Consider the following 14,900-nt stretch of genomic DNA (forward strand, 5'->3'; position numbering starts at 1 on the left):
CTTCAGTCTTAATTATTAGGTGTTGCTGTTTGTGTTTGTGCTGAAGTTGTATCTCCTGCCGCTTCCGTCGCTTCAACAGTTGTGCCTGTTTCGCCTTTCTGCAATTGCTGAACATACATTACAATTTTCCAGCGTTCGTTCGGGTCTACCTGTGAAGCGTGAGGCATCATTCTGCCACGCCCGTTTGTGATAACATGGTAGATATGTCCGCCTGGTAACTCAGCTACTCTGCCTGCAGTATAGGAAGGTACACCTTTGAATTTCTGTCCAACCAAGCCCTGGCCGTCACCTTGTTCACCATGGCAAGGTGAGCAGAAGCGTGTATAAAGGATCTTACCTTCTGCCAGGTTTGCACTGGTTCTTTCCAATGGATTTACCAATTCATTACCTGCAGCCTCAGCATTATCAGCTGAAAGATACATATTATAACCCTGTTTGCCTCGCGCTACTGTTCCGACTGCTGGCTGACGCATATTCATGCCGCCCGGGTTAAACTTATTTTCTTTAATCTGTGAATATGGATCGAGTGCAACAGAATGATACATATCCGGTGCATATTCCAGACCTGGGTCTTGCTCGTTACTGCAGGCTACCAGCATTGCAGCAGAGAAGAAAACAGCAGAGGCTTTTACGCCTATATTCATGAAATTTTTCATTACTTGATTACCTCCTTCTCGTTTACTTCGATTGCACCGTTTGAACGAAGCAGGTTATTCAGTGCTGACATGTCAGTTACTCCTTCCTTAACTTCGATCGCCATTACAAACTTATCATCTGTAGAGCGCTTGTCGAAAACATTCACTTTGAAAGATGGCTTCAGTCGTGATACGATAAAGAATGTGATCACCATACCGAAAGCAGAACACAGAACCGTTAACTCAAATGTTACCGGGATAAATGCCGGAATTGCAATGTGCGGCTTACCACCAATAATCATTGGCCAGTCAAAGCCCAGCATCCAGATCTGCATCCAAAGTGCAAAAGATGTTCCGAACAGTCCGCAAAAGAAAGCTACGATCGGAAGTCTTGAACGCTTAATACCTAATACATCATCAATACCGTGTACCGGGTATGGCGAGAATACGTCATATATCTTAGTACCGGCAGCCCGTACGTTTTCGATGGCTTCTAAAAGCACATCCTCATCATCGTAGATACCTAAAACAAACTTCTTATTCATTGGTGTGAGGTGTATTAGTGTTAGACTCTGGTGCAGTTCCATGCATTGACTTTCCATGTGAAGTATGCGCATGCTTCACTTCTGAAGAAGACTTCAGGATTGCTTTTACCTCTGCCATGTTAACTACCGGGAAGAATTTAGCAAACAACAGGAACAGTGTGAAGAACAAGCCAATTGTACCTACATAAACTCCGATATCGATGATTGTTGGAGAGAACATAGCCCATGAAGAAGGCAGGTAATCTCTGTGAAGCGAAGTAACGATAATTACGAAACGTTCGAACCACATACCGATGTTTACGAAGATAGATATAATGAATGTAGCTGTTAAGCTTCTTCTTATCTTTCTGAACCAGAATAACTGAGGAGTAATAACGTTACAGGTCATCATAGACCAGTAAGCCCACCAGTAAGGACCGAAGGCACGGTTGATAAAGGCATACTGCTCATACTCCACCCCTGAATACCAGGCAATGAAGAACTCAGTAGTATAAGCTATACCAACTATAGAACCTGTCAGGATGATTACTTTGTTCATCGACTCCACGTGCTCAAGTGTGATATAGTCTTCCAGGAAGAACACTTTGCGGGTGATGATCATCAGGGTTAACACCATCGCGAATCCCGAGAAGATCGCACCTGCCACGAAGTATGGAGGGAATATAGTGGTGTGCCAACCTGGGATCACAGACGTTGCAAAGTCCATGGATACGATTGTGTGTACAGAAAGTACCAGTGGTGTTGCAAGACCGGCAAGGATCAGGGAAACAGTTTCGTAACGTGACCATGCTTTGGCAGAACCAGTCCAGCCCATTGATAAAGCGGCATAGGCTCTTCTTGCTATAGGACCGGTTGCTCTGTCGCGGATGGTTGCAAAGTCAGGAATAAGACCAATGTACCAGAATACTAACGATACAGAGAAATACGTTGAAATTGCGAACACGTCCCAAAGCAGTGGAGAGTTAAAGTTTACCCAAAGCGAACCGAAGGTGTTTGGCAATGGTAAAACCCAGTAAGCTAACCAAGGACGGCCCATGTGTAATACCGGGAACATCGCGGCGCAGATTACGGCGAAGATAGTCATCGCTTCAGCTGCACGGTTAATAGAAGTTCTCCACTTCTGACGGAACAGTAAAAGGATAGCAGAGATAAGTGTACCGGCGTGACCAATACCTACCCACCATACGAAGTTGGTGATATCCCATGCCCAACCTACTGTTTTGTTCAATCCCCATTCACCGATACCATACCATAGTGTGCGGTAAACAGAGTATAAAAATATAGCGAGGCCTACCAGGGCTACAGCTAGAGCGGCAGCCCAACGGATGTTAGGCTTCGCTTCTACTTGTCTGCAGACATCTTGTGTGATGTCGTGGTATGTTTTCCCCCCTGTTACCAGAGGCTCTCTTATCGGAGATACATGCTGCATAATTCTCTCGAATTTTATTTTTAAGCTAAGTTTCTAATTTTAGTCAGGTAAGTCACGTTTGGCTGAACGTTAAGTTCTTCCAGTACGTGGAAGGCACGCTCACCCTTTTCGCTGGCCAGAACCTTAGAGATACGGCTTTCTTTATCCAGCATATCACCGAATACGATCGCTTCTGTAGGGCATGACTGTGCACATGCAGTTACGATCTCACCATCTTTAGGTCTTCTGTTCTCACGTTTTGCTTCTAACTTACCAAGCTGAACACGCTGTACGCAGAAAGAGCATTTCTCCATTACACCACGTCCACGAACTGTAACATCCGGGTTAAGTACAAACTTAGCCAGGTCGTTATTCATGGTATAGTCAAACTTATCGTTGTTAGAATAAGCGAACCAGTTGAAGCGACGAACTTTGTAAGGGCAGTTGTTTGCACAGTAACGTGTACCTACGCAACGGTTGTAAGCCATCTGGTTAAGACCTTCAGAGCTGTGCATCGTTGCAGCAACCGGGCAAACAGTCTCACACGGAGCGTGGTTACAGTGCTGGCAAAGCATCGGCTGGAAAATAACAGAAGGGTTTTCTGCCGGATCTTCCATCGTCTCATAATCCTTCGGCTCATGCTCTACTGCGCTATAGTATCTGTCGATACGCATCCAGTGCATTTCGCGACGCATCAGAACTTCAGCCTTACCTACTACCGGAATGTTGTTCTCAGCCTGGCAGCTTATAGTACAAGCTCCGCAACCAATACAAGAGTTAAGGTCGATAACCATACCCCAGTGGTGGTTCTTGTATTCATAATCATCCCAAAGTGAAATAGCAGACGGCTTCGCAGGGCCTTCATGTGTTGCAATGCGAATATATTCCGTTACATCTTTTGGATTTTCTTTGTACTTAGCCAACGTGTTTTCCTGCACTACCAGACGATCCATGATCGTGTGGTGTGTCTGCATCTGAGCAATTTCAGATGTAGCGTTGGTTTTCTCTATTTTAACAGGGCTTGTATAATAAATGCTGTTATTTGCTACAGTAGCAATCGGGAATGCATTTGCACCCAGTCCTTTAGCAACCGGCATTGAATCTATAGCACGGCCGTAACCCATTGCTATACCCACAGTACCCTGCGCCTGACCTGGCTGTACAAGTACCGGAAGTTCGATAACTGAATTGTTCGCTAACGTAACTTTAACTACAGTACCCTGCTCAAGCTTCATTTCTTCAGCCATCTTACGCGGCATTGCTACATAGTTACCCCATGTTGCTTTAGAAATAGGGTCAGCCATTTCCTGTAACCAAGGGTTGTTAGCTTCAACACCTGAACCAATGGCTACTTTTTCGTAAAGAACAGCCTCTATAGCTCCCGAACTTGGTTTAGCTGGAGCCGCACCTATAGTTGCCGGAGTGAAGGTATTGCTGACAGCAAGCATGCTGGTACCATTCTGCAATACGCCATCATGTACTGCTTTTTCCCATGCTTTATTGAAATCACCAGTTAATACTTTTCTCCAGTTGTTGCGGATGTATTCGTAGTAGCTGGTTGAATTACCACTCCAGGTTAACAGGGAATCCTGCATCTGGCGGGTAGTAAAGATTGGGGAAAGAACAGGTTGAGCTAAGCTTATATAGCCTTTCTTTGGTTCGTAATCATTCCATGACTCCAGGAAGTTATGATCCGGGGCCACGATATCTGCCAACGCTGCAGTTTCATCCACACGCTCAGCAAACGACACTTTTAAGCCAACTTTCTTCAGGCCACCAGCTATTTTGTCAGCAAGCGGATGATCGTAGGCAGGGTTTGCATTATAGAAGAACACAGCCCCAACTGAGCCATTGTTCATTTCATTGATCAGGCGGATCATCTGCGCATCGTTACCCTGCTTTACAAAGTAAGGTGTAGCAGCATCTATAGTTGCGCCGTTAGCTCCTAAAGAGTTGTTAATAGCGGCAACCATTGCCTGAACTGAAGGATCATTAGAGCCGGAAACAACAAGTGCCTTGCCTGAATTAGCTTTAAGATCTTTTACAGCATTTGCCAATGCTTTAGAATCGATACCTTCTACAGATCCGGCTGCACCGCCACCCGTGATGGCATTGTAAAGCGCTGAAACTACAGCATGCTCCTGTGATGGCTTGATCGGTACACGAATATCAGCGTTAGCACCAGTAAGTGACATAATTGTCTCAAACTGATAGTGACGCGACATGTCCTTTTTGTCAGAAGATAACTTTCTGTTCGTGATATATTGTTTCGAGAAGATAACCGGCGCTAACCAGGTACCCAGGAAATCCGCATTGATACTAACGATAATGTTTGCCTTGCTGAAATCATAGCCAGGAACCACACCATTGTTAGCGCTTAGTAATGCTGAAGAAGAGCTGGCATCATAAACCACGTGTTCGAAGTTACCGAAACGTGAACCGAACTCATTGATCAGCTGCTTAGTAGATGGAGAAATTACTGTAGATGAAACTATAGCAACCTTGCCACTTACAGAGCCTAAACGGGAAGCGATCTCTTTGTCAACCTGCTCCCAGGTAGCCTCTTTGCCTTTCAATAATGGTGTACGAAGTCTGTTGTTATCATACACGCTTAGTACCGCGGCCTGAGCTCTTGCACTAGTACCAATTGGCGTAAGTGCAGACGTAGGGTTTGGCTCAATCTTGATCGGGCGTGCCTCACGGGTTTTTACAAGAATACTGTTGTAATCTCCGTTAAGGTAGTAAGTAGTAGCATACCAGTTAGCTGTTCCTGGTTCTACATCCACTGGCTTGTTCAGGTAAGGTATAGCTTTTCTTACCGGTGCCTCGCACGAAGCAAGCGATACAGCAGCAACACTGAAACCTAATAGCTTCAGAAAATCTCTGCGGTGTGTTTTACCACTCCCTGAAGTTTCTTGGCCACTGCCTTCACCAACTGGCAGGAATTCTGGAAACTCATTATGAGCATGCTTTGCGAACTCCGGAGTATTTTCTAACTCCTCAATTCCTTTCCAGTATTTTATTCTGTCTTGCATAATATGTTTAGAAAACTCGAATATTCAGATTAAAATTGACTGCTTAGTAGTGACACTTAGAACACTCTGTACCCCCGTTTGAAGCTACTGTGAAAGCTCCTTTTGAAGAAGATTCGTGCAGTTTCACAAGGTTATCATAGTATGCGTTTCCTTGAGTGTTCAGAGGTGTTTCGCGGTGGCAGTCGATACACCAGCCCATCGTAAGTGGAGAATATTGATATACAACATCCATTTCTTCGATAGGTCCGTGGCAGGTCTGGCATTCTACACCACCCACTTGTGTATGCTGCGAGTGGTTAAAGTATGAAAGATCAGGCAGGTTGTGGATACGCACCCACTCGATTGGCTTATTGCGCTCGATAGCCTTGTATATCTTCTGAATCTCAGGAGATTCTTTTTTGATCTGGCTATGGCAGTTCATACAGATGTTAGCGGATGGAATACTGGCGCTCTTGCTTTCGTAAACAGTTGAGTGGCAGTAGTTACAATCGATCTGATGCTCGCCTGCGTGTAGTTTGTGCGAGAAAGCAATCGGCTGCTTCGGCGCATAGCCCTGCTGTATACCAATACCCATCACTTTATCAAGGCTCAGATCCAGCAACACAACTACAAAAATCAGCATTACCAACGTGCGAACAGCTTTAGACTTATAGATCTTAGAGAAGTCGAAACGCTGATTTACGATTTCTCTATCGTCTTCAGCAAGATCACGGTTCTTGTTAAGGTAGTTTTTAAGCAGTGAAGAGATCAGTAAAAGTGTTACCACTAACACGATCAGCACAACTATAAGCACTACCAGGATGATGTCTAAATAACTGCCAACAGCGCCAATTGCATCAGTCCCCACATTCTCGCCAGGCGTCGCTCCTTCCGGACCGGCTACCGTGGTAGGTGCGGCAGCTGCTACATTTGCCTGCGCATCAACATATGCTAAAATAGACTTGATCTCATCGTCAGAGAAAGCAAAAGAAGGCATTGCCTGCTTGTTGTACTCGTTGTAAATAGCAACAGCATGCTCATCGCCTGACTGAATAAGAGCCTGAGAGTTTTTAATCCAGCTAATCAGCCAGCTCTCACTTCTCGCCTTTGTTACGCCCTTTAAACCAGGACCAACAATCACATCGCTACCTGCAGAGTGGCAAACGGCACAGTTATTTTTGAATAAAGCAGCCCCAGCGTCAATAATCGCAGGATCTGCAGAACCTGTTTCAGCACCTTCAGTAGAACCTGGCTCTACTCCTTTAGTAGCTATTTCTGCCTGCTCGCTTTCGCCCTGCGCCTGTGCCCCGAAGGTTACAGCCAGAGTTAACAAGAAGGCAAGAAAAATCTTGTGTGTAGTTTTAAGTATACAGCTAATCGTAGCCATCATCACTTGCGTTTTAGTATAATGGTGAACTTACTTTTCGGGCACAAACTTACTATGCGATTTCCATTATTCAAACAGATACTTTTTATTTTTGGAACCTTATGCATAGCTGGTTGGTTTCCAGACGTTGAACGATCAAAATATCGTTTATTTCCGTTTTTAAGGCTTTTTATTTAGAATCATTTTAAATTACTCGGCCTTTCACTCCAACATATCCAGGTTTGATTTATCTAATTTCAGCTTGGTTCCAGTACAATTACCTGTGGGTATACTTGCATACTGTGTTATTGGTTTTTAATGCAAGTTTATATCGATTTAAACCTCTTCTTTAAAAACCACTATTACACCTTATTTATATAATATACATTTCCTTGCATACAATAATAGCTCAGCTATTCTCTGGCTCATCTATATTTATTGTATAAACTTTTGGTTTTAAAAATACTAAGCTGTAATTTTGCAAGCTAAATCAAAAAAATTCTACTAAAAGAATGGAATTAAAAAATTACGAAACGGTCTTCATCCTGACGCCTCTATTAAACGAGACGCAGATGCAGGAAACGGTCGAGAAGTTCAGACAGGTGCTTAAGGAAAATAGCGCCGACATTATCCACGAGGAGAACTGGGGTCTACGTAAGCTTGCTTACCCAATCCAGAAGAAATCAACTGGTTTCTATCATCTAATCGAGTTTAAGGCTCCCGGATCAGTAGTAGATCAGCTTGAGCTGACTTACCGCCGTGATGAGAAAGTTGTTCGCTTCCTGACCACTGTACTGGATAAGCACGCAGTTGCTTATAACGAGCGCAGAAGAAATGGCGAGTTCAAACAAGCTAAAAAAGAGGAGGTTAAAGGATAATGAGCTTAGTTAACGAAAGAGTACACAAGCAGGAGAATCGTCAGAAATACTGCCGTTTCAAAAAGAGCGGTATCAAGTACATCGATTACAAAGATGGCAACTTCCTCCTGAAATTTGTAAATGAGCAGGGCAAGATTCTTCCAAGAAGATTGACAGGTACCAGCCTTAAGTTCCAGCGTAAAGTAGCTCAGGCGGTTGCAAGAGCTCGTCACCTGGCTATTTTACCTTATGTAACAGATTCTTTAAAATAAGGAGGGACTAGAGATGGAAGTAATACTTAAAGATGACGTTAAAGGCTTAGGTTACAAAAACGATACAGTTGATGTAAAGCCAGGTTATGGCCGTAACTACCTGATCCCTCAGGGTCTTGCAGTTATCGCTGACAAAGCAAACAAGAAAATGGTAGCTGAGAACATCCGTCAGGCTGCTCACAAAGCTGATAAGATTAAGAATGATGCACAGGAGATTGCTAACAGCATCGGTGATATCACGCTTGAGATTCCGGCTAAAGTTGGTGAGACTGGTAAGATCTTCGGTTCAGTAACTACAAACCAACTTTCTGAAGCTCTTAAGGCTAAAGGAATTGATGTAGACCGTAAGCGTATCTCGTTTGACCAGGATGTGAAAACTGCAGGTGAATACACTGCATCTATCAACCTGCACAAAGAGGTGAAGCACACAGTTAAATTTAACGTAGTTTCTGCTGAGTAATCAGAACTATAGGTTATATAAAAGCGCCCTGAAGTAATTCGGGGCGCTTTTTTTATGCGCATATCTCAGGCTAAACTATAACTTACAACTATAGTTTGTAGTTTTAGCAGTATAACACTATAACTATGTTTCGCACCGAAGTAACAATACCAGCATCTGACCTTAACCTAAGCCTGCACGACAAGGTGGTAACTATAGGTTCATGCTTTGCAGAAGTGATCGGGACAAAACTTAAGGCATATAAAGGTAATGTGCTGGTAAACCCTTTCGGAACGATATTCAACCCGATATCGGTATGCCGCTTACTGCAGGCTGTAACCGGCGAACCTTTAGACCTGGAGCAAAGCCTGGTGCAGCGCGATGGCATCTGGTATAGTTACGACCTGCATTCGTCGCTCTCGTCTCCCAGCAAAGACGAACTGCTGCAACTGATAACCCAACGGCTAGTACAGACCCGCGAACAGCTTAAAGAAGCTAAACTACTTATTATTACCTTTGGAACAGCCGTATCTTATAAGCTAACTGATACCGGAACTATAGTTGCCAACTGCCACAAACTACCCGCAAAGCAATTCAGCAGGACATTATTAACTATAGAGGAGATAAACTATAGTCTGGAAGCATGTTACCAGGCACTTAAGACGTTTAACCCTGAGCTGCAAACTATAGTTACCGTTAGCCCGGTGCGCCATGTAAAGGAAACACTGCCCACAAACAGTGTCAGTAAATCAATACTACGGTTGGCTGCACATGATATGACAGAGCGCCACCAAGATGTACTATACTTCCCGGCATACGAGATCATGCTGGACGACCTGCGGGATTACCGTTTTTACGGGCCTGACATGTTGCACCCCACTCCTGTTGCTGAAGATTATATCTGGCAAAAGTTCGCAACGGCTTACTTAGAACCGCGTTTTCAGGAATTTATACCAGCCTGGGAAAAGATAAGAAGAGCCATTACTCACCGACCATTCCACCCCCACACAGAAGCGCACCAGACTTTTATAACTAAAACGATTGCGCAACTGCAACAGCTTTCAGACAACTATAATATCTCCACTGAGTCGGAAGAACGTGAACTGCGCAGGCAACTAACGACTTAATTTTCGCCTGCCTTAACAACTAAGTACCTGAGGTGCGTAAAATAAAGTATGAATCCACCAGCACATACTAACCCGGCAGACAAGAAACCAAACCGGCTTATTAAAGAAAGCAGTCCTTACCTGTTACAGCATGCTTACAACCCTGTAGACTGGTATGCATGGGGCGAAGAAGCCTTGCAACGTGCCAAACAGGAAGACAAGCCTATATTGGTAAGTATTGGATATGCCGCCTGCCATTGGTGCCATGTTATGGAGCATCAGTCTTTTGAGAACCAGAAGGTGGCAGATGTGATGAATGAGCACTTTGTTTGCATAAAAGCAGACCGCGAAGAGCGCCCTGATGTAGATGCTGTTTATATAGATGCTGTGCACGCCATGGGAATGCAGGGCGGTTGGCCATTAAATGTGTTCCTGACTTCCGAAGCCAAGCCTTTTTATGGCGGAACATACTTTGCCCCGCAGCAATGGGTACAACTGCTGCAGAACATTGCCAACGCCTATAAGCAAAACCGCCAGGAACTGAACGAGACTGCCGAGCAATTTGCAGAGCACCTGAATGCGAGCGACCTGGATAAATACGGCCTGAAACAAAGTGATAGTCAGGTATCAGAAGAGGATCTGCAGCAACTATACCGCAATCTCAGCAAGCGCTTTGACAAGAAGAAAGGCGGCTTGTCTCCGGCTCCTAAATTCCCGATGCCTTCTAACTTCCTATTCTTGTTGCGTTACAGCCATCATACCCAAAGCGAAACAGCCCTGGCACATGTAAACCTGACACTTAGCCAAATGGCTTATGGTGGAATTTACGACCAGGTAGGAGGTGGTTTTGCACGTTACGCTGTGGATGCAGACTGGCTGGTACCACATTTCGAGAAGATGCTTTACGATAATGCCCAGCTAGTTACACTCTATGCCGAAGCTTACCAGGTTACCAAAGACCCGCTTTACAAACAGGTGGTGTACGAAACTATAAAGTTTGTGGAGCGTGAGCTGATGAGTGAGGAATATGGTTTCTACTCGTCGCTGGATGCCGACAGTGAAGGCGAAGAAGGCAGGTTTTATACATTTACCCGGGATGAACTGCAAAAGATCCTGAAAGACGAGGAACCGCTTTTCTCGAAATACTATAACGTTACGGCCGCCGGCAATTTTGAGCATGGCCGCAACATACTGCACCGCCTCGAAAGCGACGAAGCATTTGCCAGAGAGAACGAACTGGAACTGGAAGTGCTGCAGGAAATGGTTATGGAATGGAAGGCAAAGCTGATGAAAGTGCGCGCCAAACGCATAAGCCCCGCGTTGGATGACAAGATACTTTGCTCCTGGAATGCCCTGATGCTGAAAGCACTGGCAGATGCTTACAGTGTTTTCGGGGAAAAACGCTTCCTGGACCTGGCACTTAAGAACGTCGATTTCATATTCGAGAAGATCAGAGAAGGAAATAAACTGTGCCACAACTATAAAAATGGCAAAACAACTATAGATGGCTTCCTGGAAGATTATGCTTTGCTGATAGCTGCCCTGATCCGGCTTTATGAAGTAACTTTTAACGAAGAATGGCTTACACAGGCAAAACGCTTTACAGATTACACATTGTCTAACTTCCTGGATAAGGAAGATGGCATGTTTTACTTTACAGACCAAACCGCTGAAAAGCTGATTGCCCGTAAAAAGGAGATCTTCGACAATGTTATTCCTTCGTCTAACTCTGTAATGGCTATAAACCTGCACTTGCTGGGCCTGTATTTCGATAATGAAGCCTATCAGCAAACAGCTAACAAAATGCTGAATACCGTCATTCCGCTGATTATCAAAGAGCCATCCCACCTGAGCAACTGGGCCATTCTATACTATAGTAAACTTACCCCAACCGCCGAGGTAGCTATAGTTGGCAAGCAGGTGCCACAAATGCGCGAAGAACTGAGTGTTTTTTACCTGCCCAACATGATCCTGATGGGTAGCGATCATAAAAGCAAGCTCCCGCTCCTCTCCGACAAAATTCCTGTCAATGGCAAAACCACCATTTATGTGTGCTATAACAAAACCTGCCAGCTACCGGTGCACACTCCTGCCGAAGCGCTCAAACAACTACAGGGCTGGCAACAGGAAAGCAAGTTCCCTGGTCTATAGTTCTGGCTGCAAACTATAAACAGGTTCTTCTTCACATCTTTAATCTTAATCTGCACCTTGCTACATGTCGTGCTTTTTCCCGACATTTGTATAGATCACGTATAGATTGCACCCTTGTCAGAGCTACTCAATTTTAATTACCCGCCCGAGCCGGCCGTAGACCGCGTTACGCTTTTTGCTGATGTGATCCTGCCCCTGCCGTTGCCTAAACTATACACCTACCGCATTCCGTTCGAGATGAATGATGAGGTACTGGTCGGTGTGCGGGTAATTGTGCAGTTCGGCGCTAAAAGGGTGCTTAGCTGTATAGTTGCCGAAATTCACGAACAAGCCCCGGCAGATTACCAGGCCAAGTATATACTGGATGTGCTGGACGATACGCCTATAGTTACCGTACCACAGCTCAAGCTTTTTAAGTGGATTGCGGATTACTATATGTGCACACTCGGCGAAGTGATCAATGCTGCGTTGCCCTCTGCTTTAAAACTCAGCAGCGAGTCGCGGATACAGTTGCACCCGCACTTTAACCCCGAAGAAGACGACATTCCGCTGGCTGCTCAGGAAGTGAAGATAATTTACGCGCTGCAGCACAACCAGGCCATGACCTTTACGGATATTGGCAACCTGTTGCAGGTTAAAAGCTACCACAAATACATTAAATCGCTGATCCAGAAAGAAGCGATCATTATATACGAGCAGGTAAGCGACAAATTCTCGCCCAAGGTGGTGAAGAAGATTCGCCTGAGCGAACATTTTGTGCACGGAGAAGGCATGCTGGAAGAACTGTTCGAGCAGCTGACGCCAAGACCAAAGCAGCTCGACATTCTGTTAAATTACCTGCAGAAAGTACCGGTGCACCAGGACGTAAACCTGAACTATAAAGGCATCGAGAAATCAGCACTTACCAATAACCCGCACCTGTCCAAATCATCCATCGATTCGCTGATAAAGAAAGGAGTGCTGGAGCAGTTCGACCAGATCATTTCCCGTTTCCCGGTTGATGATTCGCCGCGCCAGCTGCCCATGAATTTATCGGAGCACCAGCTGCAGGCGAAAGATGAAATACTGGGCTTGTTTAAGGAGAAAGATACTGTGCTGTTGCATGGCGTTACAGGTAGCGGTAAAACTGAAGTATATATCGACCTGATAAAACATGCCCTGGAAGGCGGCGGTCAGGTGTTATACCTGCTCCCCGAAATTGCCCTTACGGCCCAGATCGTAACCCGCCTGATGAAAGTGTTTGGCGAAAAACTGGGCGTGTACCATTCCAAGTTCTCAGATAACGAGCGGGCTGAAGTGTGGCAGGGTGTGCTTTCGGGCAGGTTCCAGGTGGTGGTTGGCGTGCGCTCTGCTGTTTTCCTGCCGTTCCATAATTTGTCGCTGATTATAGTTGACGAAGAGCACGAAGCCAGTTACAAGCAATACGACCCGGCTCCGCGCTACAATGCCCGCGAAACTGCCCTGATGATGGCACATTTGCAGGGAGCTAAAACCTTGCTGGGTTCTGCCACACCATCTATAGAGACCTACTATAACTGCAAAACCGACCGCTGGGGGCTTGTAATGATGCTGAAACGCTTCGGCGAAGCGCAACTACCCGACGTGGAACTGGTGAATACCCGCGAAGAGCAGCAGCGCAAATCCATGCACAGCCACTTTTCGAGCAAGCTGTTAGATGGTATTGAGGCGCGCCTGAAACGAAAGGAACAGGTTATCCTTTTCCAGAACCGACGTGGCTACGCGCCTTTCATTTCCTGCGACGAATGCTCCTGGATCCCGAAGTGCCGTAACTGTGCCGTGAGCTTATCTTACCATAAATTCAGCGGTGAGCTGCGATGTCATTACTGCGGCTACCACGAACGTATGCCTTCTGATTGCCCGGCCTGTGGCGCAACTACGCTGAAAAGCATGGGCTTTGGTACCGAAAAGATAGAAGACGACCTGAAACTGATGCTGCCAAGCGCCGAGGTGCAGCGCATGGACCTGGATACTACCAAAAAGAAAAACAGTTACCAGCAGATCATCGCCGATTTTGAGAATGGAAAGACCAACGTGCTGGTAGGCACGCAAATGGTAACCAAAGGCCTGGACTTCGAAAATGTGAGTCTGGTGGGTATACTTAACGCTGACAGTATTATTCACTTCCCCGATTTCAGGGCGCATGAGCGGGCATTCCAGTTATTTGTGCAGGTAAGCGGACGCGCTGGTCGTAAAGGCAAGCCGGGCACCGTTATTATCCAGACCCGCGACCCGATGCAGGCTATTTTCCGAAAGGTAAAAAGTGTGGACTACGAAGCCTTGTATGCGCATGAGATCGAAGAACGGATGCGTTTTAACTATCCGCCTTTTGTGCGCATGATAAAAGTAACCGTAAAACATGCAGATGAGCGGACATCGGAAAACGCAGCTATAGTTCTGGCAAAGGACCTGACCGACAGGTTAGGGAAACAGCAAGTGCTGGGACCTGAAATACCATATATTTTCCGCATCCGGAATCTGTTCCTGAACGAGATACATATTAAGATTCCACGTGAAAACGTAAACCTGCGCACAGCCAAGGGACAGATCGCGATGGCTATTCAGCAACTATACCTGATGCCGGACTTTAAAGGAATAAGGGTGGTGGCCGATGTTGACCCGATGTAGGAATTATTTTTTGGCCGAAAACATCGTTTTTAAGCAGGGAAGGCACTTTCAGAAAAAAGTTTAAAATATTTTAAGCTTTTCACACAATAAACCTAACCTTTCCAAAACCGCGGCGTATAAATTGATACCTTTGGCTAAAAGTTGAAAACCTGAAAATCTTAAGCATCTACCAAGAAACTTACGGATTTTCAGGTTTTTCCTTTATATCCCCTTCCGTAGCCTGTAAACGTACATTATGCCGGCCAGCAGAAACAACACGCCCAGCACTATATTCATAATATCTTCATCGCCCTGCGCGTAGCGATAAGCATTTAGCCCGGCAGCTCCAAAACAGGCAATAGCAAGTATAATTTTAAAGGTTCGGTTGTCTCTCATTATAGTTTATAGTGTGTTATTAAGCCTAAGCCCTAAGATATAGGTTAATAGCTAACATACATAATGGCATTATATAAAAAAGGTCT

At 45.3% G+C, this 14,900-nt stretch carries 12 protein-coding genes; 6 read left to right on the forward strand and 6 right to left on the reverse strand.

Going from position 1 to position 14,900, the window contains the following annotated elements; genetic code table 11:
- Positions 1–8: 8 nt before the first annotated feature.
- The 5 genes from GSQ66_RS10775 to GSQ66_RS10795 are packed head-to-tail and all read right to left on the reverse strand — an operon-like array spanning position 9 to position 6,989.
- Positions 9–656 carry a c-type cytochrome gene (locus tag GSQ66_RS10775; protein ID WP_238395648.1) on the reverse strand — a complete coding sequence of 216 codons (648 nt, stop codon included), beginning with the start codon at positions 654–656 and terminating at the stop codon, positions 9–11.
- Entirely contained in the window at positions 656–1,180 is a 525-nt protein-coding gene (locus tag GSQ66_RS10780) for a DUF3341 domain-containing protein (RefSeq protein WP_162427477.1), read from the reverse strand. Before GSQ66_RS10780 ends, GSQ66_RS10775 begins: the two co-directional genes overlap by 1 nt.
- Complete coding sequence (gene nrfD / locus GSQ66_RS10785; RefSeq protein WP_162427478.1) at positions 1,173–2,609, reverse strand: NrfD/PsrC family molybdoenzyme membrane anchor subunit; 1,437 nt, start codon at positions 2,607–2,609, stop codon at positions 1,173–1,175. Before nrfD ends, GSQ66_RS10780 begins: the two co-directional genes overlap by 8 nt.
- Positions 2,610–2,629: 20 nt before the next feature.
- The gene (locus GSQ66_RS10790) at positions 2,630–5,623 is read right to left on the reverse strand and encodes a TAT-variant-translocated molybdopterin oxidoreductase (RefSeq protein ID WP_162427479.1); all 2,994 of its coding nucleotides are present in this window, start codon (positions 5,621–5,623) and stop codon (positions 2,630–2,632) included.
- 43 nt (positions 5,624–5,666) lie between these two features.
- Entirely contained in the window at positions 5,667–6,989 is a 1,323-nt protein-coding gene (locus GSQ66_RS10795; protein WP_162429020.1) for a cytochrome c3 family protein, read from the reverse strand.
- A 491-nt stretch (positions 6,990–7,480) separates the two neighbouring features.
- Between GSQ66_RS10795 and rpsF the strand changes: the two genes are divergently transcribed.
- From rpsF to priA, 6 genes are all read left to right on the forward strand, one after another.
- Complete coding sequence (gene rpsF, locus GSQ66_RS10800) at positions 7,481–7,846, forward strand: 30S ribosomal protein S6 (RefSeq protein WP_162427480.1); 366 nt, start codon at positions 7,481–7,483, stop codon at positions 7,844–7,846.
- Positions 7,846–8,097 carry a 30S ribosomal protein S18 gene (gene rpsR, locus GSQ66_RS10805; RefSeq protein WP_068838643.1) on the forward strand — a complete coding sequence of 84 codons (252 nt, stop codon included), beginning with the start codon at positions 7,846–7,848 and terminating at the stop codon, positions 8,095–8,097. The genes rpsF and rpsR overlap by 1 nt, the downstream gene beginning before the upstream one ends.
- 13 nt (positions 8,098–8,110) lie before the next feature.
- Positions 8,111–8,557 (forward strand): 50S ribosomal protein L9, encoded by a 447-nt coding sequence (gene rplI / locus GSQ66_RS10810; RefSeq protein WP_162427481.1) that lies wholly within the window; start codon positions 8,111–8,113, stop codon positions 8,555–8,557.
- 125 nt (positions 8,558–8,682) lie between these two features.
- Positions 8,683–9,663, forward strand: coding sequence for a GSCFA domain-containing protein (locus GSQ66_RS10815; protein ID WP_162427482.1), 981 nt, complete (start codon positions 8,683–8,685; stop codon positions 9,661–9,663).
- 48 nt (positions 9,664–9,711) lie between these two features.
- On the forward strand, positions 9,712–11,793 hold the full coding sequence (locus tag GSQ66_RS10820; protein WP_162427483.1) for a thioredoxin domain-containing protein: 2,082 nt from the start codon (positions 9,712–9,714) through the stop codon (positions 11,791–11,793).
- Between the two features lie 114 nt (positions 11,794–11,907).
- Positions 11,908–14,439, forward strand: coding sequence for a replication restart helicase PriA (gene priA, locus GSQ66_RS10825; protein WP_162427484.1), 2,532 nt, complete (start codon positions 11,908–11,910; stop codon positions 14,437–14,439).
- A 201-nt stretch (positions 14,440–14,640) separates the two neighbouring features.
- On the opposite strand, the gene GSQ66_RS10830 is transcribed toward priA, so the two are convergent.
- Positions 14,641–14,814: a hypothetical protein gene (locus GSQ66_RS10830; protein WP_162427485.1), complete on the reverse strand. Its 174-nt coding sequence runs from the start codon at positions 14,812–14,814 to the stop codon at positions 14,641–14,643.
- Between the last annotated feature and the right edge of the window lie 86 nt (positions 14,815–14,900).

This window comes from Pontibacter pudoricolor (assembly GCF_010092985.1).
Lineage (GTDB): Bacteria > Bacteroidota > Bacteroidia > Cytophagales > Hymenobacteraceae > Pontibacter > Pontibacter pudoricolor.

Bases quoted from the DNA above. Each gene is read 5' to 3' on its own strand.
- GSQ66_RS10795 (WP_162429020.1), bottom strand. From the start codon at position 6,989: ATGGCTACGATTAGCTGTATACTTAAAACTACACACAAGATTTTTCTT.
- GSQ66_RS10775 (WP_238395648.1), bottom strand. From the start codon at position 656: ATGAAAAATTTCATGAATATAGGCGTAAAAGCCTCTGCTGTTTTCTTC.
- GSQ66_RS10815 (WP_162427482.1), top strand. From the start codon at position 8,683: ATGTTTCGCACCGAAGTAACAATACCAGCATCTGACCTTAACCTAAGC.
- rplI (WP_162427481.1), top strand. From the start codon at position 8,111: ATGGAAGTAATACTTAAAGATGACGTTAAAGGCTTAGGTTACAAAAAC.
- GSQ66_RS10830 (WP_162427485.1), bottom strand. From the start codon at position 14,814: ATGAGAGACAACCGAACCTTTAAAATTATACTTGCTATTGCCTGTTTT.
- rpsF (WP_162427480.1), top strand. From the start codon at position 7,481: ATGGAATTAAAAAATTACGAAACGGTCTTCATCCTGACGCCTCTATTA.
- GSQ66_RS10820 (WP_162427483.1), top strand. From the start codon at position 9,712: ATGAATCCACCAGCACATACTAACCCGGCAGACAAGAAACCAAACCGG.
- rpsR (WP_068838643.1), top strand. From the start codon at position 7,846: ATGAGCTTAGTTAACGAAAGAGTACACAAGCAGGAGAATCGTCAGAAA.
- GSQ66_RS10780 (WP_162427477.1), bottom strand. From the start codon at position 1,180: ATGAATAAGAAGTTTGTTTTAGGTATCTACGATGATGAGGATGTGCTT.
- GSQ66_RS10790 (WP_162427479.1), bottom strand. From the start codon at position 5,623: ATGCAAGACAGAATAAAATACTGGAAAGGAATTGAGGAGTTAGAAAAT.
- nrfD (WP_162427478.1), bottom strand. From the start codon at position 2,609: ATGCAGCATGTATCTCCGATAAGAGAGCCTCTGGTAACAGGGGGGAAA.